At 32.2% G+C, this 20,603-nt stretch carries 24 protein-coding genes and 2 pseudogenes; 16 read left to right on the top strand and 10 right to left on the bottom strand.

Annotated features, from left to right (window positions below; all coding sequences use genetic code 11):
• Positions 1–4 precede the first annotated feature (4 nt).
• From SB717_RS22265 to SB717_RS22240, 6 genes and pseudogenes are all read left to right on the top strand, one after another.
• Positions 5–1,474 carry a glycoside hydrolase family 32 protein gene (locus SB717_RS22265; RefSeq protein ID WP_330534390.1) on the top strand — a complete coding sequence of 490 codons (1,470 nt, stop codon included), beginning with the start codon at positions 5–7 and terminating at the stop codon, positions 1,472–1,474.
• 53 nt (positions 1,475–1,527) lie between these two features.
• Positions 1,528–2,544: a carbohydrate kinase family protein gene (locus SB717_RS22260; protein WP_410904748.1), complete on the top strand. Its 1,017-nt coding sequence runs from the start codon at positions 1,528–1,530 to the stop codon at positions 2,542–2,544.
• Positions 2,545–2,645: 101 nt separating this feature from the next.
• A complete protein-coding gene (locus SB717_RS22255; protein WP_216885299.1) occupies positions 2,646–2,903 on the top strand; it encodes a hypothetical protein in 258 nt (85 codons plus the stop codon).
• A 79-nt stretch (positions 2,904–2,982) separates the two neighbouring features.
• A pseudogene (locus tag SB717_RS22250) lies at positions 2,983–3,231 on the top strand (DUF2691 family protein); the annotation flags it as partial.
• 190 nt (positions 3,232–3,421) lie between these two features.
• Positions 3,422–3,859 (top strand): GNAT family N-acetyltransferase, encoded by a 438-nt coding sequence (locus tag SB717_RS22245; protein WP_221790708.1) that lies wholly within the window; start codon positions 3,422–3,424, stop codon positions 3,857–3,859.
• Between the two features lie 200 nt (positions 3,860–4,059).
• Positions 4,060–4,665: a recombinase family protein gene (locus SB717_RS22240; RefSeq protein WP_410904747.1), complete on the top strand. Its 606-nt coding sequence runs from the start codon at positions 4,060–4,062 to the stop codon at positions 4,663–4,665.
• A 137-nt stretch (positions 4,666–4,802) separates the two neighbouring features.
• On the opposite strand, the gene SB717_RS22235 is transcribed toward SB717_RS22240, so the two are convergent.
• The 3 genes from SB717_RS22235 to SB717_RS22225 form a co-directional block, all read right to left on the bottom strand.
• A complete protein-coding gene (locus SB717_RS22235; RefSeq protein ID WP_410904746.1) occupies positions 4,803–5,726 on the bottom strand; it encodes an AEC family transporter in 924 nt (307 codons plus the stop codon).
• Between the two features lie 408 nt (positions 5,727–6,134).
• The gene (locus SB717_RS22230) at positions 6,135–6,461 is read right to left on the bottom strand and encodes a general stress protein (protein WP_410904745.1); all 327 of its coding nucleotides are present in this window, start codon (positions 6,459–6,461) and stop codon (positions 6,135–6,137) included.
• A gap of 181 nt (positions 6,462–6,642) precedes the next feature.
• On the bottom strand, positions 6,643–7,068 hold the full coding sequence (locus SB717_RS22225) for a CBS domain-containing protein (RefSeq protein WP_410904744.1): 426 nt from the start codon (positions 7,066–7,068) through the stop codon (positions 6,643–6,645).
• A gap of 224 nt (positions 7,069–7,292) precedes the next feature.
• Here SB717_RS22225 and SB717_RS22220 point away from each other — a divergent pair, with 224 nt between their 5' ends.
• Together SB717_RS22220 and SB717_RS22215 are read left to right on the top strand one after the other, a co-directional pair.
• Positions 7,293–7,610: a hypothetical protein gene (locus SB717_RS22220; protein ID WP_410904743.1), complete on the top strand. Its 318-nt coding sequence runs from the start codon at positions 7,293–7,295 to the stop codon at positions 7,608–7,610.
• Positions 7,611–7,782: 172 nt separating this feature from the next.
• On the top strand, positions 7,783–8,109 hold the full coding sequence (locus tag SB717_RS22215) for a YflT domain-containing protein (protein ID WP_308345922.1): 327 nt from the start codon (positions 7,783–7,785) through the stop codon (positions 8,107–8,109).
• Between the two features lie 85 nt (positions 8,110–8,194).
• On the opposite strand, the gene SB717_RS22210 is transcribed toward SB717_RS22215, so the two are convergent.
• Together SB717_RS22210 and SB717_RS22205 are read right to left on the bottom strand one after the other, a co-directional pair.
• Entirely contained in the window at positions 8,195–8,824 is a 630-nt protein-coding gene (locus SB717_RS22210) for a flavodoxin family protein (RefSeq protein ID WP_410904742.1), read from the bottom strand.
• Positions 8,825–9,385: 561 nt separating this feature from the next.
• Complete coding sequence (locus SB717_RS22205; RefSeq protein WP_410904741.1) at positions 9,386–11,074, bottom strand: glycoside hydrolase family 13 protein; 1,689 nt, start codon at positions 11,072–11,074, stop codon at positions 9,386–9,388.
• 417 nt (positions 11,075–11,491) lie between these two features.
• On the opposite strand from SB717_RS22205, the gene SB717_RS22200 reads away from it, so the two are divergent.
• Together SB717_RS22200 and SB717_RS22195 are read left to right on the top strand one after the other, a co-directional pair.
• Positions 11,492–11,818, top strand: a complete 327-nt coding sequence (locus tag SB717_RS22200; RefSeq protein ID WP_410904740.1) for a YflT domain-containing protein — start codon at positions 11,492–11,494, stop codon at positions 11,816–11,818.
• Positions 11,819–12,491: 673 nt separating this feature from the next.
• The gene (locus SB717_RS22195; RefSeq protein WP_410904739.1) at positions 12,492–12,761 is read left to right on the top strand and encodes a KGG domain-containing protein; all 270 of its coding nucleotides are present in this window, start codon (positions 12,492–12,494) and stop codon (positions 12,759–12,761) included.
• A 206-nt stretch (positions 12,762–12,967) separates the two neighbouring features.
• On the opposite strand, the gene SB717_RS22190 is transcribed toward SB717_RS22195, so the two are convergent.
• The 3 genes from SB717_RS22190 to SB717_RS22180 form a co-directional block, all read right to left on the bottom strand.
• Positions 12,968–13,114, bottom strand: coding sequence for a hypothetical protein (locus SB717_RS22190; RefSeq protein ID WP_013060133.1), 147 nt, complete (start codon positions 13,112–13,114; stop codon positions 12,968–12,970).
• Positions 13,115–14,035: 921 nt separating this feature from the next.
• Positions 14,036–14,161, bottom strand: a complete 126-nt coding sequence (locus tag SB717_RS22185; RefSeq protein ID WP_410904738.1) for a hypothetical protein — start codon at positions 14,159–14,161, stop codon at positions 14,036–14,038.
• Between the two features lie 34 nt (positions 14,162–14,195).
• Positions 14,196–14,468 (bottom strand): GlsB/YeaQ/YmgE family stress response membrane protein, encoded by a 273-nt coding sequence (locus tag SB717_RS22180; protein ID WP_410904737.1) that lies wholly within the window; start codon positions 14,466–14,468, stop codon positions 14,196–14,198.
• Between the two features lie 389 nt (positions 14,469–14,857).
• Here SB717_RS22180 and SB717_RS22175 point away from each other — a divergent pair, with 389 nt between their 5' ends.
• Together SB717_RS22175 and SB717_RS22170 are read left to right on the top strand one after the other, a co-directional pair.
• A complete protein-coding gene (locus SB717_RS22175; protein WP_410904736.1) occupies positions 14,858–15,811 on the top strand; it encodes a cation diffusion facilitator family transporter in 954 nt (317 codons plus the stop codon).
• 229 nt (positions 15,812–16,040) lie between these two features.
• Positions 16,041–16,343 carry a hypothetical protein gene (locus SB717_RS22170; RefSeq protein WP_410904735.1) on the top strand — a complete coding sequence of 101 codons (303 nt, stop codon included), beginning with the start codon at positions 16,041–16,043 and terminating at the stop codon, positions 16,341–16,343.
• A 153-nt stretch (positions 16,344–16,496) separates the two neighbouring features.
• Here SB717_RS22170 and SB717_RS22165 read toward each other — a convergent pair whose 3' ends face one another.
• On the bottom strand, positions 16,497–17,558 hold the full coding sequence (locus tag SB717_RS22165) for a mechanosensitive ion channel family protein (RefSeq protein ID WP_410904734.1): 1,062 nt from the start codon (positions 17,556–17,558) through the stop codon (positions 16,497–16,499).
• A 184-nt stretch (positions 17,559–17,742) separates the two neighbouring features.
• On the opposite strand from SB717_RS22165, the pseudogene SB717_RS22160 reads away from it, so the two are divergent.
• From SB717_RS22160 to SB717_RS22145, 4 genes and pseudogenes are all read left to right on the top strand, one after another.
• Positions 17,743–18,580, top strand: a pseudogene (locus SB717_RS22160) (YihY/virulence factor BrkB family protein).
• Positions 18,581–18,739: 159 nt separating this feature from the next.
• Positions 18,740–18,967, top strand: a complete 228-nt coding sequence (locus SB717_RS22155; protein ID WP_410904733.1) for a hypothetical protein — start codon at positions 18,740–18,742, stop codon at positions 18,965–18,967.
• A 268-nt stretch (positions 18,968–19,235) separates the two neighbouring features.
• Positions 19,236–19,460 (top strand): hypothetical protein, encoded by a 225-nt coding sequence (locus SB717_RS22150; protein ID WP_410904732.1) that lies wholly within the window; start codon positions 19,236–19,238, stop codon positions 19,458–19,460.
• 83 nt (positions 19,461–19,543) lie between these two features.
• Positions 19,544–19,798 (top strand): hypothetical protein, encoded by a 255-nt coding sequence (locus SB717_RS22145; RefSeq protein WP_410904731.1) that lies wholly within the window; start codon positions 19,544–19,546, stop codon positions 19,796–19,798.
• A gap of 123 nt (positions 19,799–19,921) precedes the next feature.
• Here the strand turns inward: SB717_RS22145 and SB717_RS22140 are convergent, their stop codons facing one another.
• Positions 19,922–20,599 carry a YetF domain-containing protein gene (locus tag SB717_RS22140; protein ID WP_410904730.1) on the bottom strand — a complete coding sequence of 226 codons (678 nt, stop codon included), beginning with the start codon at positions 20,597–20,599 and terminating at the stop codon, positions 19,922–19,924.
• Between the last annotated feature and the right edge of the window lie 4 nt (positions 20,600–20,603).

Here is a 20,603-nt window from a genome sequence, read left to right as displayed (position 1 = left end):
TAGGATGTTAACAGTAAATAGAATTCAGCAAGCAGAAGAGGCACTTAGGAATACAAAAGAAAAAATGAATAACCGTTATCGACTAGGTTATCATATTATGGCACCAGCGAACTGGATCAATGATCCAAATGGTTTAGTACAGTATAAAGGAGAATACCACGTATTTTATCAGCATCACCCTTACGATGAAAACTGGGGTCCGATGCACTGGGGGCATGTAAAAAGTAAAGATCTTGTTCATTGGGAACACTTGCCTATCGCTTTAGCTCCTGGTGATGCTTGTGATAGTGACGGGTGTTTCTCGGGAAGCGCTGTAGATAATAATGGGGAATTAACATTAATCTATACCGGACACAATTATACTGATAAGGAAAAAGATATTTTTTATCAAAATCAAAATATTGCGGTTAGTACCGATGGTGTCACATTTCATAAGATTGCAGAAAATCCAGTAATTCCTGAGCCACCTACGGATAGTAATCATCATTTCCGTGACCCTAAAGTATGGAAATACAAAGATAGTTGGTATATGGTACTAGGAAATTCGACCAAGGAGAATGTGGGCAGAGTAATTTTATATCGTTCTCCAGATTTACGTACGTGGTCATATATTGGTGTATTGGCACAAGGAAACGAAAACCTTGGATTCATGTGGGAATGTCCAGATTTCTTTGAATTAGATGGAAAACACGTTCTCATGATTTCTCCACAAGGCATTAAAAAAGATGGAGATTTATACAACAACTTATTCCAAACGGGATATTTAATTGGAGATTACAATTACGAAACAAACGAGTTTACACACGGCTCATTTAATGAGTTAGATAATGGACATGATTTTTATGCAGTTCAAACGTTATTAGATGAAAAGGGACGTCGAATTGCCATTGGTTGGATGGATATGTGGGAGTCAGATATGCCAACAAAAGAAGATGGATGGTGTGGAGCACTTACATTACCACGTGAAGTTACTTTAGGAGAGAATGATAAAGTTTTAATGAATCCTGTGGAAGAATTAAACTTATTGCGTGAGATTGAACATAATACACTTACCAATGTAACTTCTAATAGCTATTTAATAGAAACAAACGAAGATTTACTTGAAATAAAAGCTGTGTTTGACCTAACCAATTGTAACGCTCAGTCGGTTGGAATAAAAATTCGTGGAATTAACCAGGAAGAGACTGTATTAACGTATCACTTGGACAAACAAACACTAAAACTCGATTGTTCTAAGTCTGGTAAAGTTGAAGATGGTGTAAGAAATACCATTCTTAGGGCAAATCAAGAGCTTTCCTTACGCATATTCCTTGATCGATCCTCTATTGAAGTATTTGCAAATGAGGGACAAACAACGATGACAAGTCGTATTTATCCAACTGAAGATAGATTAGGCATTGAGTTATTCGCTGATAGTGGTGATGTGAAAATTAAGGAATTAACATATTGGAAACTAAAAGATATTTGGAAATAAATTATAAATGAACAAGTGCCTAGACACTTGTTCATTGTTTTGGGGTGAAGATATTGAAGAGAGTTTTTTGTATTGGTGAGACATTAATTGATTTTATTCCTGTTCAAAAAGAAAAGTCTTTAAAAGAAGTTACTAGTTTTGAACGTGTGGCTGGTGGGGCCCCTATGAACGTTGCGATTGCAGTTGCAAAATATGAGGGAAGCTCAGTCATGTTAACTAAAATAGCTAAAGATAGTTTTGGTGATTATTTAGTGGATGTACTTCAAGAGAATGGTGTCGATACGTCTTACATTATTCGATGTAATGAAGGAGAGACTGGTCTAGCATTTGTATCTGTAGATAAATCAGGGGAGAGAGATTTTAGCTTTTATCGAAAGAATTCAGCTGATTTATTACTTTTACCAAATGAAGTCAAATCTGAGTGGTTTGATAAAGAAGATATGCTTCATTTTTGTTCGGTAGATTTAGTTGAAAGCCCAATGAAACAAACTCATATAGAAGTAATAAATGCTTTTCAAGCAACAGGTGGAATTGTCAGTTTTGATCCAAATGTTCGCCTTCCTTTATGGCCCGATAAGGAGAGTTGTCGCCGAACAATTCTAGACTTTTTACCATTAGCCGATCTTGTAAAAGTATCGGATGAAGAATTATTTTTTATAACCAATATTAAGGGAGAAAGAGAAGCTATTAACTCTCTTTTTGTTGGCAATGTAAAAGTAGTCGTTTACACAAAAGGAAAAGATGGGGCTATTATCTATCTGAAAAATGGAGAACGATTTGAGGATAAAGGATTTAAAGTAACTGTTTCAGATACCACAGGGGCAGGTGACGCATTTATAGGTGGATTCTTATCAGTGTTGATTTCCCTTGACACATCGAGAGAGAACCTATGTCAAACAGTTAGTGAACATCATCAGCAATTGCTTACCTTTGCGAATGCGAGTGGGGCACTTACTGCTTCGGTAAAAGGGGCCATTCAAGCTGCACCAGGAAAACAACATGTACTAAATTTTATTTCTACTCAACGTGAAACAATGAACTTGGTAAAAGGAGATTTTAAAAGATCCTAAATTAATAAACCTTATTATGTTCATCAACTATTGAATAGTATGGCGCAGGTATTCAAAAACTCTATAAATTGGTGATTGATTTGAATAAATGGGTGGGAAAAGTGAAAGGTTATGATCATTTAGGTTACTATATGGGAACTTATCAAGCTGTTATAGAAAAACAAGGGAATTTACTTTATAAGATGACATTGTCTTTTGATGGTATTTATATGCTAAAACAACAGAAAAGAAAATTTCATTTAAAAGATAACATATTTTATAGCTCAAGCTTAGAAGTACTGAAAAGAAAATTTAGAAGTGTAATTCCTCTTGAAAAGAAAACAAAAGTAGTATGGATGGAAAAAATTATAGAATTATGATTATGCTATATCAAGTGTTGTATATGAAATGGAGGGTATTGAAACTTGTTCTTTATGAGTAAGTTCCAATACCCTCTATTATATTATTTTTGCTGACTTAAAAGCATATCCACAAGAAACGATTTCAAAGATTGAGATCTATGAAGAGTTCATCGAAAGCGATTGCGAGCTTGTTCTGTTAGTAGTAGATAGCTGTTACACTACTGTTTATTGCAAAGATAAAGAAAAGCTCGAACTACTTTATAGGAATGCGCAAGCTTATGAATTTAAAGATGTTCAATATGTTACTGAGAAAAATGATACAAGAACAAGATTAACTGCGTGGTAAAAGATTTGGAAAGCGAACGAGCTCTTGTTGTATCAAAAGCTCGTTTTTTTGATGGGTTCCGGAAAGAGTGATTACGTTAACAAGAAAGTGACCCTTAGAATTATGTGGAATCTGACCCTACCATAGGTATTAGCAGTCCTTTAAGCTATATACTAAATAAAACAATTATGGATGATTAGAGGGATAATACATGCTAGGTTCAACAGAGAGAATACTAGAATTAACAACTCAAAATCAATTTTTAGAAGCATTTCCGGTATTAAGTCAATTGCGCACAGATTTAACAGAGGAAAGTTATTTAGAACTTCTAACACAGATGAAACAAAATGGCTATAAACTTTTTGCCTTTTACAGAGAACAAAGCATTATAGCTTTAGCTGGAATAAGTCTACAGATAAACTTTTATAACAAAAAGTATGTCTTTATATACGATCTAATAACGGATGCTGCACATCGTTCCCAAGGTTATGGTTATAGGTTACTAAGTTATATAGATGAGTGGGCAAAGTCCAATGGAGCTAAATTCGTAGCTCTAGAGTCAGGGATTCAACGCATCGATGCTCATAGATTTTATGAAGAAAAATTAAATTACGATAAATGGTGCTATTCATTTCGTAAACCAGTATAAGATTAGAAGTACACTTTATGCGATGTAAAGGCGAAATACCGTCTAAATAGGTACACCTATTTAGACGGTAAAAAAATTAATGTTAAAATGTCTATTTACTGTTAAAAATACACCTTTTTAAACGATCAAAAAATAATAGATCTTATTATACACTTTGTCATATACTTGAACTATCTAATAAAACAAGGATGGGTTTAGCAATGGGAATCGATTTTGGCTATATTCGTGTAAGTACAAATGAACAAAATTTAGATAGACAGTTAGAGGCAATACAACCTTACGTAACGAATGAAAAATACATATACAGTGATAAGGCTAGTGGTAAGGATATGGAACGCGATGGCTTTCAGAATATGCTTAAAGCAATGAGAAATGGTGACACACTGTACATTAAATCTATTGATCGTCTGGAACGAAATAAAGCACAGATTAAAAAGTATTTAGAGCAGTTTAGGAATGAAGGAATTAGAGTCAAAATTATTGATTTACCTACTACTATGCAAGACGTACCAACGGGGCAAGAGTGGGTCATAGACATGATCAATAATATCATTATAGAGGTCTATACTTCTATGGCCCAACAAGAAAGAGAAACGATTTTACAGCGTCAACGAGAAGGCATAGACATTGCTAAATCTAAAGGAAAACACCTTGGTCGCCCTGTCATTGCTTTACCTAAAGAGTGGGGTAGACTCTATAAAGAATGGACGTCTGGAAAAATTACTGCTGTAGCATTTATGAATGAAGTAGGAATGAAAAAAGCGACATTTTATAATAAGGTAAAAGCTTACGAGGCAAGGAAGTGACGTTCTTTTGCCTTTTTATTTTGTTGGACATGCTAGCAAAATAGGTGATGCTTGCTACTTGTGTATAGTTAAATGTAGTTAATGAGGTTGGACTTGTCTATGAAATTAGAGATTTCATAGGTTCTTTTAACAACCTTTCATTTAATAAGAACAATAAGAATTGGCAATATAATAAAGGAGGCCAAAGTAGTCCAAAGAATAGATTTAGAAACAATCTTTGACGATGCATTAAATTTTTCAGCTAGGACAACAGCATTTACTGCAACAGGCATACAGGCTAATATAAAAAGGACTGAATATAATGTTCCTTTTATATTTAGAAGATATGAACAGAATAGGGCTACTAAAGGTGACAATAATAATCTAATAAATAAACCAGACCAAAAAGCTACTTTAACTCTTGCTTCTAGGCTTTGCTTTTTCACCCTCACCATTTGTGCTCCAAGTATAGCTAATACCACAGGAGAATAAGCTTCTGCTATCATTGTAATGCCTTTTTCAATACCTGTAGGTAAAGAGGTTGAAAAACAACGCAGGACAATTGCAAGTAAGGCTGCATAGATTGCCGGAAGAGAAAAGACAGATTTAACAGCATTTTTTACAGAAAACTGTGAACGAGCTGCAAAATATACACCAATGGTATTCACAATAATCATTTGGATAACAACATAAACAGAGGCTTTATCTAACCCAAGGTGTCCCAATACGAGTAAAATAAGGGGAAGTCCATAATTCACACTATTTGTAAAAGTAGAAACCAATGTAAGGCCAGCGACTTCAGAAGAGGTTAGCTTAAATATCTTTCCTATAATATTTGCAACTGCCCATAATAACAATAAATTTAAAATAGAAAAAGCAAGTGTCATATATACATCATTAAATGAAACTTTAGCTGTATGTAATGTGTCAAAAATGATAGCTGGGGTGAGGAAGTAGAGATATAAAGTTAATAAAGGTTTTGTATCTAAGTTCTTAAAACGAGCAAGAAGTGCCCCTGCAATGACGGGTATAGACAAAGGTAACATCGCATGGAATAAAATAGAAAAAACGGTTTGCATCATTAAAACATGTTCCTTTCTATAAATAGTTATTACCATCTATTATAACGAATGGTTAAAAGGTTAATTGTAGGAATTTCCATGAATTATTAATAACAGATTGACAAAGAAAGTACCTGTTATTTTTGGTTTAAATACTAAAAAAACCGCAACCTAGAAAGGGTGGCGGACTCGTTGGAGTGATATCTAAGAACCAATATGCACTACTATTATATCAAGCTATTTAAATCAAGAAAGCGTTTGCGATAAATTAGATAATAAGCGTAAAGTCTACTTTATCCTCGTGAGATCCTGTGGTTAAGATAAATTAACTGCCATATTGATATTTTAGAGCAGGGTGATAGCTTTATTAAAAATCTAGACATTTTATGTTAAATAAACTTTCTAGAAGATACACAATACCCTTTTGGACTAAGTTATTTTAGATACAACAATCACTATCGATCCCTTTTCTATACTTCTTTTATATCGCTCAGCATCGTTATCAGATATCCCAAGAGACTGCATTTTAGAAAGGGATTCATCCCCATTCACTTGTAATATATTTGTATCTGAATTAATGAAGTTATGGTTAGACAATTCATTGCTATCAGAATTAGTCGCATTAGCTAAATCTCTAGAAATATCACTTTTGGAAGTAAGCAAATAGATTTCATCTTTATTAAAGCCTGCACGTAAGAATTCATCAATCGCTGCTTTTGCACTAGCACTTCTTTCTACTACTTGAACGTTTGGCATGTTGGAGTACGCTCCTTTATATTTATTTTCACTGTAACTATTTTACTCTCGAAAAATTGGATTAAAACTCTTACTTTTCATTTACTTCAATTAGTTTCTCAGTTTATTTATCCTCATGTTTGTAAAAAAGGGGTGATTCATCAGGGGTTGAGAACCCCCTAATGGATTACCCATCTTTGTTTTATTTACTAGGTTTTGCTGGAACGGAAATATCTTCAAGGGCTCTACCAGCCTTTTGATTTGCTTGATTGTCTACAGCTAGATCTCCAAGGGAGACAATGCCCACTAATTGATCATTTTCTACAATTGGAAGTCGGCGAATTTGATGTTGTGACATTAAGTTTGTTGCTTCGTCTATAGTCATCTCTTTTGTTCCTGTTATAACATCTGTGGTAATTAAATCGGATATAGGTGAATTAGCTTCCATATTATTGGCCAGTCCTTTAATAACTAAATCGCGATCAGTGACAATGCCTACTAATTTATCATTTTCACAAACTGGTATGACTCCTACATCTAACTGTTTCATCTTTTCAGCTACTTCACTGCAAGTACTTTGAGAAGTACACTTATCAACATTGGAAGTCATTACTTCAGTGATATTCATCCTAATTCCTCCCTTAGTTCATTTATATTTTGTTTCATACCCTTCTGAATCTTACTAAAACATGCTTTCCAGTTGCAAAGTTGGGAAAGGTTAAAATCCCTTATACTTACCTTTAAAATGAATGACTATGAAAGCTATATGAGTATGTGTTTAAAGGGGAGAATACACGGGTACAGCGTTTACATAACGAACCAATTACCTCAACTTAGAAGGAGGAATGAGTCATGGAAATGAACTGGACAAAGAAATTAGTAGCAGGTGGTATGGCTGCAGCCTTAACATTTGGTGGATTATCTGGGTGTGGAGATGGAGTAGACCAAGATAATGGCGTAAGCGATGGGGAACAAAAAGATGAAATGGATAAAGATACAAAAGAAAAGCAAGAACAAACCAAAAAGGATTTAGAGAATCAAAAAGATAAAGTAGATAAGAATCTGAAAGAAAATGGTGTAAATGACGGAGTAGATCAAGATAATGGTCCAAGTGACGGGAAAGACAAAGATGATGTAGATGATGAGAATAAAAATCCAGAAACCAATTAAATAACGAAAACGTTGGCCAATCGAAATTATGAACAAAAGGGTTTTATTTTACACATATCATGTTGGAAATTGGAATGTAGATTGAGAAAATTCCTGACATTTTGTCAGTTAGTATAAAAGTGGCTTTTATTTCTTAGAAATGAGTATATATCATTTATAAAGGAGGATTTTTATGAAAAATGTAAGAGTAGTAGAAAACGGAGTTCAAGCAAAAGAGGTAATCGAACAATTTTTAAACCGAGGATACACGAAAGATGAAGTATATTTATTAGCTCATGATAAAAATCGTTCTGAAGATTTAACGGAAGCATTAGAGACGAACGATGTTGGTGTCTCAGAACAAGGAGCATTTGATTTAATAGCCAATGTATTCCGATCTCGTGGAGATGAATTACGTTCTAAAATTCAATCTTTAGGATTATCGGATATTGAAGCTCAACAATATGAAAGAGAATTAGATGAGGGACGAGTAATAGTAGTTGCAACCAAAGCAGGCTAACATAAAAAGGAAGATTTTCCGCAAAAATAGTTACAGGGTGTATGTAATCGTATAAAAGAGGACCCGTTAATGGGATCCTCTTTTATTAACTATTGACTACATTTCCTTCAGCAGGAATTGGGTGACTTTTCAACAGTCTTGCAAAATGTATTAGATTATGAGCCATCATTTTTACATGTTGCATGGTGAAATCATTTTTATATCCTTCTGCCTCAATAAAAGATGGTCCCGGCCCTGCTTCTCCTACCCAATAAGTGTCCACATTGGGAGGAATGGTAAAACCTATATGAGATAATGCGTAGATGACCGAACGTGAAACGTGTTTGGCACCATCCTCATTTCCCGTCACTACTACTCCCCCTACTTTGTTGTAGTAAATGTATTGACCCTCATCATTTGTTAGACTACTTCCACCATAAAGCCTTTCTATAATTTGAGTAGTAATACTGCTTTGTTCACCTAGCCAAATAGGAGAGCCTATTAGTACAATATCTGCTTCCTTTACTTTTTCAAAAATAGAAGGCCATTCATCTTCTTCATTTACTGCTTTTTCTGTAATTCCATGTCCAATCTTATAGTCTGCGGGGGTTATAACTTCGGTTTTCACCTCATTCTTATCAAATATCTTCACCACTTCGCCAATTAACGCACCTGTGTTTGAGACTTCAGGACTTCTCTTTAACGTACAATTAAGTATAAGAGCTTTAATTGTCATGCTGATTTCCCAACTCCTTATAAATAAGTATTACTTTGGATATTCCCTCATTGAGGAGAAAAAAACACGTAAATTTGGTAGTATCACAAGCCTTTAGCCGGGGGTAAATAAAGGATGAGTGCTAGTAATTTTGCTATATTTGCATTATTTTCATTTTATCTTGACTCTTTTTTAAACTAATATAAAAACAATCATCAAAAAAAGCCTGTAGTTTTCTCTATTATAGAATTTATAATGGATAGATTTTTAGTTCATTTTAAACCTCTAATTTTTTGCCTTTTTATGATGTATGGTATATATAGAGTTATTTAACATGCTGAGCTTTCTCCACACCCATTTGATTTTATAATAAAAATTGGATATATAATTCAAATCTATGGGTTATTGAATTTTTTAAATAAGCCAAGACAGGTTATAATGTCTTGGCTTATTTATATACTTATTTTATGATTGTAATAATTTTGGGAAAATTATCGATTGAAATATGAAATATATAGTTTAATTTATTATTATGATACTTCTAAATATATCTACCCTAAAGTAAAGGTGAAATTTCGATCATTAATTCTTTTGTAATTTATAAATCCGAGATTCATAAGGCTGTAACTTTAACCCATGTAAATCTTCTCTTTCTACGTCATAATTAGAAATTAAAAGTTTAGCATCCAGCGTACTTAACTCTTCTGGCATTTCAAACACTGGTGTTCGATCAAAGAAATTCAATATAATTAAAAATTTTTCTTCACCTAACGTACGAGTATATACGTAAAGGTCTGGATTAATAGGTAATAAGAGATTATATTCTCCATAAATAAGGACATCATGTTTCTTTCTCAATGCAATCATCTTTCGATAATAGTGAAAAATAGAATTTTTATCCTGGAGAGCTTCCTGTACATTAATTTCTTTATAATTTGCGTTTATCTTCATCCAAGGTGTACCTTGAGTAAAACCTGCAGCATGTGTATCATCCCATTGCATAGGAGTACGGGAGTTATCCCTACTTTTCCTCCAAATTGCTTTCATGGTAGAATCCAGCGAAGCTCCACTTTCTATTGCTTCCTTATAATAGTTAAGGGTCTCAATATCTCGATAATCCTCAATGGACGGGAAGTTGGGATTTGTCATGCCAATTTCCTCCCCTTGGAATATGTAAGGTGTCCCTTCTAATGTTAGCAAGAACGTTGCTAACATTTTGGCTGATTCTTTTCGGTATTTTCCATCATTTCCGAAACGTGAAACTGAACGAGGCTGATCATGGTTACAGAGATAATTTGCATTCCAGCCCTGATTATGAATAATCGTTTGCCATTTACTCATTACATTCTTTAAATCTAGAAGGTTCCACGGCTTAAATTCCCATTTGCCGGTCCCTCCAGCTTTTGAATCTAACAGCATATGTTCAAAATGAAAGACCATATTTAGTTCGTGACGTTTATCTCCAATATAGTTCAATGCTTGTTCGGGTCCTAACCCCGACGTTTCCCCCACTGTCATGATATCGTATTTATACAGTACTTCCTCATATAAATTTCTAAGTAGAGTATGAACTTTTTCCAAATTAGAAAATAGCTTATAGGCTCTTACATAGGGAAGGCCAGTTGGATTCGGCGCATCGGGAAGATTTTCAGCTTTAACAATATGAGCAATAGCATCTAATCTAAATCCATCTACTCCTTTATCTAGCCACCAAGACACCATCTCTTCAACTTCTCTTATAACATTTTTATTATCCCAATTCAGATCTGGTTGTTGCTTAGTGTAGAGATGAAGATAGTACTCGTCCGTCAGTTCATCATATTCCCAAACAGATCCACCAAAATAAGATTCCCAGTTATTCGGTGGACCTCCATTTTTACCTTTTCTCCAAATGTAGTAGTCCCTCTTTGGGTTATCTATAGAAGAACGGGATTCAATAAACCAAGGGTGTTCGTCCGATGTATGGTTAACAACTAAGTCCATAATAATCTTCAAATTACGTTTATGTGCTTGAGTTAATAGTTCATCAAAGTCCTCCATCGTTCCAAACTGTTTCATAATAGCTCGATAATCACTGATATCATAGCCATTATCATGATTTGGTGATTGATAAATAGGGCATAGCCAAATCACTTCAATGCCTAGCTCTTTTAAGTAGTCAAGCTTTGAAATAATCCCTTGTAAATCTCCCATTCCATCACCATTCGAATCTTTAAAGCTAATAGGGTATATTTGATAAACTACACTTTCTTTCCACCACTTCTTTTCCATTGGGCAAGAACTCCTTCTTATCATTATTAATCCTAAAGTGTTTGTTATAAGTTCTCCATAACCAGCGAACTCTCTAACAGGCAAGTATAGATATTAAGTTAGTTTTAGAAATATTCTTGTCTGCACAAGTATTTACCCTATGTTTTAACAGAGAAAACGTAATCATTAAGGGAGAAATAAACGATCTTATCTAATCTTTCAGCCTAAGAAAGTTAGGCTATGGTGGGAAAACTAATTTTTATAAACTATACATTTGGAGTTTAAACATCCACATTTTAGTTCCTTGAAAGTAGATAATTTACCTCACTTTATACGACCTTTATCCTGTATCTGAATGGGATTGGTTTTAATTAGCTGGTGAAGGATATATCTATTAGTAGAACAACCTATTTTATAGGGATAGAGGAGGAGAAAGTAGTGAAAGAAATTAAAGTAGCAGAAAATAGTGGTCAGGCAAATAAGTTCATTGAAGATTTTTTTACCAATGGGTTTAGTAAAAGTGAAGTTTACTTGTTGACCTATAATAAAGAGCGTTCGGAATATTTAACAGATATAACAAATACGAAAGAATATCGAACTTCTGAACAAGGGGTTTTCGAATCTACCGTTAATAAGTTATTTTCCCGTGAAGATGAACTTCGTTCTAAAATGGCTTCATTAGGATTAACAAAAGAAGAAGCTGAACGATGTGTAGGTGAAATGAAACAAGAACGTATAGTAATTATCGCAAAGAAAAGTATTTAGTGGTTCACCGGTGCTATAAATGTTGAAGAAACTAAGTGATTGAGAGTAGTAAACCTTATTGGTATGTTGCTGTCTACATATGGTTCATTCTTCTATACAAATGTTTTTTTATACCCTGAAAGGGTAGTGAATAGAAGTATCTCACTAGAGTCGTTTACTAATCTTATATGGAGGTGAAGGGGGAATGACTCAATTCCTTGCTATTCACATAGGTACGTTATACTTTCCTACAAGTATTCTCCTCATTACCTTATTAGTTTTAATAGGTTTTATTATCTATTTTCTTACTAGAAGAAAAAGAAACAGAGATCAACTGATTAATTCAAATGAGAACGGGGTAACGGGGAAAAAAGGAAAAAACAAAACTCTATAGATCCCAAGAAAGTTAATGAAGAACATAAAAAGGCTACCTTAAAAGTAGCTTTTTTGTTATTTAGACTACAAATTATTTTATATGATATACAAGTTCACTTTACGTAAGGTGATTTATAGGTACCCTCATATTAAAAGAAAGCATATCAACAAATATAAGTAAGATTTTTCAAAAAGAGGAATTGCAAAATAAAAAAACGGGAAATGATTCTCAATTATTAGGAAAATAAAAATAAATAGTTTAGCTCTTTTTTAACGTGGAAGACAAAATATATATCAAAATTATTAGGAGGAATGTAAAATGACAACTAATAAAAATAATGACAAAATGAGCCGGGAAGAAGCTGGAAGAATGGGTGGCAAAGCCACATCTAAAAATCATGATAAGGAATTTTACCAAGAGATTGGTGAAAAGGGTGGAGAAACTACAGCCAAAAATCATGATAAAGAATTTTATCAAGAGATCGGCGAAAAAGGCGGAGAAGCTACAGCTAAAAACCATGACAAAGAATTCTACCAGGAAATCGGTGAAAAGGGTGGGAAATCCACCAACAAACGTACTAATGACTAATTGTTTGTAAAATTGAATTTTTCTGTTTTTACGCGGTATATCATATACATTTTTAGTTAGCATCATCAACATTAATAGAAGCCAAATCCTTTATATATAAAGAATTTGGCTTCTATTTTTATCAAAAAAATGATTAATATGTTTATTTAATAACAAAAATCAAATTAATTCGGTTTGGTTAGTTAAATAAGAATATGCAGTAATCATTATCCCGTTAGTAGGATATCATTTAATAAAGCTAGTTCTACTTTAAAAGGATCGTTAACTTTTCTAAGCTCACAATAACCAGAACTATAAATATGAATAATCTTAAATCGTTTACCGCGATAGAAAACTTCTTTATTAATTGACATACCTTCCCTCCAGATTCATTATTACAGTTTGTTCAACATATTAACCATTTTTCTTATTTGAAAATTATCTGGAATAAAATTAAGTTACTATTCCCTTTTTTATATGGTTCAAAACGTACATTCAAATAAAATTTAAAATATACTTCATTTTTAATGTATGTATATTTTAAATTTTATTTCTTTGAGTAAACTATTCATGACGCCAAAAGGCTTCAATCCTTTGGTTAAATAAGTGTAGCAGAAAACCATTGATTAGGCTCAGTGGTTTTTCTGTTTTTAAGCTGTATATGATATATAACTATAGTTAAAATAAGCACTTTTGATTTATAATAACATATAATTATAATGAAGTAGAATTATGGTATAAATTAGATGTGTTTCCCTAGATATTTCTATTTAAATAGCTTAAAGCAATAACAAAAATATGTAACATTGGATCTGAATTGGTATTTTTATTACATTTATTCTTTAAGAACACTATATTCTATAGTTAGCTTATACAGCTGTTTCAACGATTTTTGTAGCCTCTAAAAAGGATATTCACAAGTGCCAATGGTAATAAAAATTCCAATAAATGAGAAACCTTAAATGAATGAGATAAATGGGTTGGAATAATGCAAACAAAGTACTGAAAATTCTACTTTATAAAAAGGAAGTGATTATATGTGGGTTATAAAGACTGAACATAGGAGAGAAGGCGGAGGGACAGTTACGCTTGAGCTAGAAAACGAAGATGGTAAGTTTGATGTCAATGTTAGATAGGATGGTTATATGAAAATCCACGTTTATTCTTTATCTCTGAACATTTTCCATAATAATAAGCGACCTTATATATTCTAAACTGAATTAATAAGACCGCTTATACTGTATTCCAATTTAATATCTTCTTGTCTTTTCCTCTAAAAAGTAATTCATCGTTCATTAAGCTTTTGACCCATTTTCAGAATCATTATTATTTTGATCAAATAAAAAAGTAAGGTAAGAGTCTAGTTCAAATCGATTTTCTTCCAAAAAGTTAGATAACATAGACCTGCTTTCTTCTTTCATTTTTAGTCACTCCAATTTGAATTTTTTCACTTTCTTATGCTTGATGACTATGATTATTCTTTTGACCCATTTTTCGTAAAATAAAGCTTACGACTAGTACCAAAATAATTGATCCAATAATTGCAGGGATGATTGCAAACCCACCAATGATTGGACCCCAATCTCCAAGGATAAGGCCGCCTAACCAAGCGCCAATAAAGCCAGCAATGATATTACCAATAATACCTCCAGGAACATTCCGTCCTGTTATTAAACCAGCAAGCCAACCAATAATTCCACCCACAATTAGCATCCATAGAATTTCCATTGTTACTTCACCTCCTTATTAAAATATTTAATTAACTTTTACCCATACTTAAAACAAATTAACCATGGAATTTTTTTTATGTAAAACTCTTATTCCTTGGTTAAAAAGATAAATTTATATACCCATTTTTGCTTAATTAGATTTGAAAATGGTTATTACTAATTAATCGTTTAAATATGTGTAAATAAGAGAATAAGTAACATATAAAAATGAGTATGAATACGAATTAAATTGTACTTCTGTATAAGACCATCTCATGTAAAAACATATTAATCTATAACAATTCTATTCAGGAAAAAGCAAATTGAAGGATGAAGAATTTTACTTAGTATTTATTCATTCCAAAATAAAAAACTTAAATATAAAGAAACCAAAGAGAGTGTGAGAAAATGGGAGAATTGCTTCGATTATTAAAAAAAGGAAATAAGTCTGCAATGTTAGCAGGGATAGTTAATGCCATTATTGCAATTATTAAAGGGACGACTTTTATACTAACGGGTAATGTTGCCATGTTTGCAGAAACAATGCACAGTCTAGGAGATGCCGCCAATCAATTTTTTGTTTTTATAGGTTCAGCCCTTAGCAAAAAAACACCCACAGCTAGGTTTCCAAATGGTTTCGGAAGACTGGTAAATTTAGTTTTACTTGGTGCTGTATTAGTTGTAGGAATTATGTCATTTGAAACTATAAGAGAAGGTTTTCGTCATATACTACATCCCACGGAATCCTCGGGTTTTATTTTAAATGTTAGTGTGTTAGGCATCGCCGTTATACTTGAAGCAACGGTTCTATATAAAGCAATGAAGGAGATTGTTCATGATGAGGACATTGAAGTTAAAGGGATAACTATATTATTCCAAAGCTTTAAAAGGTTAAGAAATGCAAAACCGGCAACAAAACTGGTTTTTATGGAAGATTTAGTAGCAACAGGAGGTGGGATATTAGCTATTATTGCAGTAATAATTTCTAATTTCACGTCTTATCATCAAGCTGAAGGAATTGCCTCAATTTTAATTGGGTTAATGATGTTCTTTGTGGTTGGAAAAGTTTTTCTAGATAATGCTGCTGGAGCAATAGGAGAGGCTGATGAAAAAATGGAAGGCAGGATAGGTTCTTTAGTGATGAGGGATCCGGATGTCAAAGATATACAAGGGATAAATGTTATTAAAGAAGGAGAAGATTTCCATGTAGAAATAGAGATTGAAATTGATCCTACCTTAACAGTTGCTGTTGCAGATGACATAAAAGATCGGTTAGAGCAAAAGATTTTAGGACAAAAGGGAATAACTGATGTTTTAATCGAGTTCGATGAAGATGATGGATTATTAAATTGGAAAAAATAAATTAAACGTATTATTAGAACCTTAATAATAGAAAAAAGAAAGGCTGCCCTATTCGCATTCTTATATTAAGACGGCTGTTATATAGGAAATGTATTTAAATTCGTTTATGAAAACTCAACATATTAATAAATAACCTCTATGTGATATTTAATCAAATACTTTTAATTAAAAGGGAAAGAAACAACTTGAAAATAAAAATAATTATTATATAAAGAGGGGTAACAGATTTATGAAAGAACAGGTATATAAGACTGGAAAATTTGGAAATAGAGATTTTATAAAAGGTTTAACAATAGGTACTATAATTGGAGGAGTAGCTATATCTATGTTAAATGATGGAACAAGGACTAAAGTAAATAAACTTACAAAGGATATAAAAAAAGTAACTACAAATACAGCCGTTAAATCACAAAACAACCCTTCAGAGGTAAAGAGAAATTGTGTAAGTGGAATTAAAAGAATTTTTTCTGCTGTAGAAGCATTGAATAATACTATTGAAAAAGCAATAGTAAATCAAAGAACAAGTAAATAATGAATAAACTCTCAAATTTAAAAGAATGAATTTATTTAAAAGTTCACTCTCCTTTTATTGGATATTAAGATTGAATGGATTTGATGTAGCTCCTGCATCTATAATAAAAAAAAGACATTCTAATTTAGAATGTCTTTTTTTATTTCTCGGCTATTACTTTTCAAGTTTATTTAAAAGGACTTGGCTAAATTCATAAGGCGCAAGATTAATCCCTTCTTCTGTAAAACTTTGAACTATAGAGTGTCGTAGCTTGCTTTCTATTTGTTCTTTAATCTCAAAATTTATTACTGGGATCTCAACTAAGAAATCCATAGTTCTATTTCGAAAGTTCACAAATCGAATTGTAGGATTTGGTTCATTTAATATCCCTTCAGATTTTCCTTTAACTTTTGATACGGCTTCTTGGAGAACCTTATCAACTTTCTCTGTACTAACTCCATATTCTACACTTACGGTAACCTCTGCTATCACTTCAGATCCAGTTCGATTTTTAATAATGTGCTCAATAAAATATTGATTAGGTATAATTAAAGTTCCTTCCTTAGCAGTGCGAATAATTGTAGATCTAAGCCTGATATTTTCTACCCTACCAATCCCCTCATTAAGTTGAATAACTTCTCCTACTTCAATTGGTCTTTCAAATAAAATAATAATTCCACATACAAAATTTCCTGCTATGTTCCTCATTCCAAAACCAATTCCAATACCGAGCACACTAAAGATTGTCCCTAATCCGGTTAGGTCAATCCCGACGCTCTTAAAACTTATTCCTAAGGCTATAATCATCAATGTATAATAAATAATTTTATTAAATGTATACCCTAAACCGTTATTAATATTGTAGTGTTTATAAACTGGCTTCAATACATGCATAGTCAATAATTTAATGAGTTTATGAGCAAATAATATACTCATAATTACAATTAAAATAAGGAAGAATGATACATCTATTCCTCCTTGAGAATATAAGGGGCGGAACATCCATTTTCTATTAGGAAAAGAGAATAAAAATAAAAAAATTACAGCATAGATAGTAATCCAATTTAACAAAGAAACAATAGAAGTGAAAAAGTTTTTTGGATGATATGTCTTCTTTTTAGAAATAGAATTAACTGTCCAATGAAGTAATCGGTTTCCTAAAAGGATTAAACTCAAATCAATAATAAACCAAAGAAAATTGATTATTGATAAATTTTCTAATATTTCATTAACCATAAAAATCACCTATTTTTGAGTTATATAAGACCATTCCTGTTATATTTAACGATCAAACACTATTCCTTAAAAGGTTTCTTTATTTAAATGTGGATTTTTTGAAGCATTATATAATTTTTAGATTGAAAATTTTAAATAATGGGAAAAGAATTTTAAATAATATTACAGAAAGTTGAGGGATGTAATGAATAAGATCATATCTTTTAGTAAAAAAATTATACTAGAAATGAAAGAATACCGTGCAACTGAACTTGCAGCTGAACAGGCCTATTATTATATGTTATCAATTTTCCCCATGCTTATTTTACTTTTATCCATTGTTCCCTATTTATCTATTGAAACGAAGGAAGCCATTGATATATTACAGAGTGTAATGCCGGGTGAAACTGCTACTATTTTTAAAGAAAATGTGGTGCAATTTATTAGTAAACCCAGTGGGGGAATTCTAACATTCGGAATCTTAGGAACTATATGGTCTGCTTAAAATGGTATAAATGCTTTTATAAAAGCAATAAATCAAGCCTTTGATGTGGAGGAAACTCGTTCGTTTACAAAAGTAAGATTAATATCAATTGTATTAACAATTGGGCTAATCTTAACGCTTTTAGTATCCCTTATTCTTCCTGTTTTTGGAGGTGTTCTTTTAAAAATGTTAATTCCCACCTGGGACGGCTATTATTTTAGACATACTAAGGTGGATAGTTGCAATTGGGATGATGGTATGTATTCTTTCTGTCTTATATCATCTTGCTCCTAATAAGACGTTTCCTTTTACACATGTATGGCCGGGCGCAATGGCGGCAACTATCTTATGGCAATTAACATCTCTAATTTTTTCTTTTTATGTGAATAACTTTGGAAGTTATTCAGCGACATACGGCAGCCTTGGGGGAATAATCGTGCTTATGCTATGGCTTTTCCTAACTGGCTTAATTCTTGTTATAGGAGGAGAAATAAATGCAGCATACCATAGAAGCAAAATCTTTACAGTTCAAAATCAAGCTCAAGATACCTCAATGTAAAAGATGAAAACCGTATTATTTTATATATTATTACAAGTTCCTAATAGTTCAGGTATTCTCTAGAACCTATATTTACAATATTTTTTTATTCGGACTTTAAATTTTAAAAAACTAAGTAATTAATCTCTAGTTATATATTAAAAGAAAGGAAGTAGGCAGATGTATAATATAGAAAAAAAGAAATGTGAAATTATTAATTTAAAAAAGCAAGATGAAGTGAACAAGAATTTGATCAAAGTCTCAGAATCCCTTGTTGCTGTATTAAATCAATTTAGAGAAGAACCCGATAATAAAGAGGTTCTAACTGTAATGGCGGATTTGGAAGGTCAAAAAGAACAATTAAAAGCTAAAGCAAAAAAATTATCTGAAGAGCTCGCTCATTTGTAAAATATAAATCATTCCATGTACCACCAGTTAAATTGAGGTAGAAGTTATGTTATTTACGATGCATGATGTTATAAAGAAACAGCTTATAATATAGATTAGAAAAAGTAGTTCTAAAAACACCCCGTTATCTATTTTTATAATTGAATTTAAATTTTAATAAGTATAGGCCTAGGTTTGAGGCTATCCCCGTTAGGATAAAGGTAAAATATCTTAATTTATGGGAGGAGATTAATATGATTGTATACAGTCAATACAGGGGGGGAATAGAATGACAGAGTCAAGAAAAAAGCCACCTCATCCTCAAGAGACAAAAAGTAGAGATCATGCCGAACAATACCCTACAAAGAATAAAACTTTATTTGATCGTTTTAAAATTGAACAAACAGTCGACCCGATACCAATTGAAGAAATAAAGATAGAAAAGGAAGACGAAAGAAATAAAAAGAAAACTAAAAATGAATCCTCAACTGAAAATAAATATAAGAGGAGTTAATGTTAAATCAATAGCATAAGATACTAGAACCTTAACAACCTATTAGATTAAAAGATAAAAAGTGTTCTAAAGGGGTTGAAAGAATGAAAAAAGTAGATGAAATAGAATTTCAAACAATCTTTGTTCATTTACATCCCGATGTATTAGCACAAGGTAGTATTTATTTTATCGGACTAAATAAATGGGATAGTGAACTTCCACCAGCAAGTATTGAACATTTACGTTTAGACGTTGCTAAAGAAAGTTTACCTTGGAATCCAGAGGATCACCTTGTTGTAGAAGAAGGAAAATTTCAATGGGATGCTGTAAAAAAAGCTTATATAGAAATCACTGCCTAATAAAAATCTCGACATTTTACTATGTCGAGATTTTTTGTTTAAATAGTTTATTTTATAGAATATAGAAAGAGAGGGAGCTGAAGCTATACAATTAAATGAAATTTAAAAATGGAAGTATAGATTTTACTTGTTAAACCTTTGAATAAATAAGCCTCTTTTTGCTTCATACTCTGCATAAGATACATCTGATAGATGATAAATATTTTTTTGCTTAAGTTTATCTAATAACCACTGCTTATTTAAATGATGTTTGGAAAGGTTCTCTTCTACTAAATTACCGTTTTTTATTAATATAGTAGGGAGAGCCTGCTCTTGAAAGGGAATATTCAAATTTTTACGATTTGGGGGTTCCTTATCTAATTTTTTCATGATGCTTAGTGTCCCGTTATTTTCTAAAATTCCATATTGTACGTCTTGAATAGAAAATACATTATTGGCCCGTAACATTTGCATTAATTCTTGCATTTCCACTTTATTTTTCTTTAGTTCTTTCCAGTCTACTACGCCTTTGTTAATTAGAATTGAAGGTCTCCCTTCTGTAAATTTCCTAATATATCTAAATTTATAAGAGAAAAATTCTACTAAGAAAATTATTATTCCCCAAATTAGTGTAGCAAATAAAAATTCAGTGAGTTTAACATTTTTGTCATAGATAGCGTTCCCCAGGAGCTCACTTAATAACAATGTAGCTATAAAATCTAATGGAGTTAGCTGACCTATACTCTTTTTACCTAATATTCGAGTTATAGTAAATAAAACTAGGTATCCAATAAGTAGCTTACTTGCAATCTGTAGATACATAAAT

Origin of the sequence: Priestia sp. SIMBA_032 (genome assembly GCF_046535215.1) — a bacterium.
GTDB classification, from domain to species: Bacteria; Bacillota; Bacilli; order Bacillales; family Bacillaceae_H; genus Priestia; species Priestia aryabhattai.
This window is presented reverse-complemented; position numbering and strand designations above follow the sequence as displayed.

Coding starts and splice junctions, on each gene's coding strand:
- SB717_RS22190 (WP_013060133.1), bottom strand. CDS start 13,114: ATGTCAATTAATAAAGAAGTTTTCTATCGCGGTAAACGATTTAAGATT.
- SB717_RS22140 (WP_410904730.1), bottom strand. CDS start 20,599: ATGTATCTACAGATTGCAAGTAAGCTACTTATTGGATACCTAGTTTTA.
- SB717_RS22165 (WP_410904734.1), bottom strand. CDS start 17,558: ATGGTTAATGAAATATTAGAAAATTTATCAATAATCAATTTTCTTTGG.
- SB717_RS22155 (WP_410904733.1), top strand. CDS start 18,740: ATGTATAATATAGAAAAAAAGAAATGTGAAATTATTAATTTAAAAAAG.
- SB717_RS22175 (WP_410904736.1), top strand. CDS start 14,858: ATGGGAGAATTGCTTCGATTATTAAAAAAAGGAAATAAGTCTGCAATG.
- SB717_RS22195 (WP_410904739.1), top strand. CDS start 12,492: ATGACAACTAATAAAAATAATGACAAAATGAGCCGGGAAGAAGCTGGA.
- SB717_RS22150 (WP_410904732.1), top strand. CDS start 19,236: ATGACAGAGTCAAGAAAAAAGCCACCTCATCCTCAAGAGACAAAAAGT.
- SB717_RS22225 (WP_410904744.1), bottom strand. CDS start 7,068: ATGAATATCACTGAAGTAATGACTTCCAATGTTGATAAGTGTACTTCT.
- SB717_RS22235 (WP_410904746.1), bottom strand. CDS start 5,726: ATGATGCAAACCGTTTTTTCTATTTTATTCCATGCGATGTTACCTTTG.
- SB717_RS22170 (WP_410904735.1), top strand. CDS start 16,041: ATGAAAGAACAGGTATATAAGACTGGAAAATTTGGAAATAGAGATTTT.
- SB717_RS22265 (WP_330534390.1), top strand. CDS start 5: ATGTTAACAGTAAATAGAATTCAGCAAGCAGAAGAGGCACTTAGGAAT.
- SB717_RS22210 (WP_410904742.1), bottom strand. CDS start 8,824: ATGACAATTAAAGCTCTTATACTTAATTGTACGTTAAAGAGAAGTCCT.
- SB717_RS22245 (WP_221790708.1), top strand. CDS start 3,422: ATGCTAGGTTCAACAGAGAGAATACTAGAATTAACAACTCAAAATCAA.
- SB717_RS22220 (WP_410904743.1), top strand. CDS start 7,293: ATGGAAATGAACTGGACAAAGAAATTAGTAGCAGGTGGTATGGCTGCA.
- SB717_RS22230 (WP_410904745.1), bottom strand. CDS start 6,461: ATGCCAAACGTTCAAGTAGTAGAAAGAAGTGCTAGTGCAAAAGCAGCG.
- SB717_RS22240 (WP_410904747.1), top strand. CDS start 4,060: ATGGGAATCGATTTTGGCTATATTCGTGTAAGTACAAATGAACAAAAT.
- SB717_RS22215 (WP_308345922.1), top strand. CDS start 7,783: ATGAAAAATGTAAGAGTAGTAGAAAACGGAGTTCAAGCAAAAGAGGTA.
- SB717_RS22145 (WP_410904731.1), top strand. CDS start 19,544: ATGAAAAAAGTAGATGAAATAGAATTTCAAACAATCTTTGTTCATTTA.
- SB717_RS22180 (WP_410904737.1), bottom strand. CDS start 14,468: ATGGAAATTCTATGGATGCTAATTGTGGGTGGAATTATTGGTTGGCTT.
- SB717_RS22205 (WP_410904741.1), bottom strand. CDS start 11,074: ATGGAAAAGAAGTGGTGGAAAGAAAGTGTAGTTTATCAAATATACCCT.
- SB717_RS22185 (WP_410904738.1), bottom strand. CDS start 14,161: ATGAAAGAAGAAAGCAGGTCTATGTTATCTAACTTTTTGGAAGAAAAT.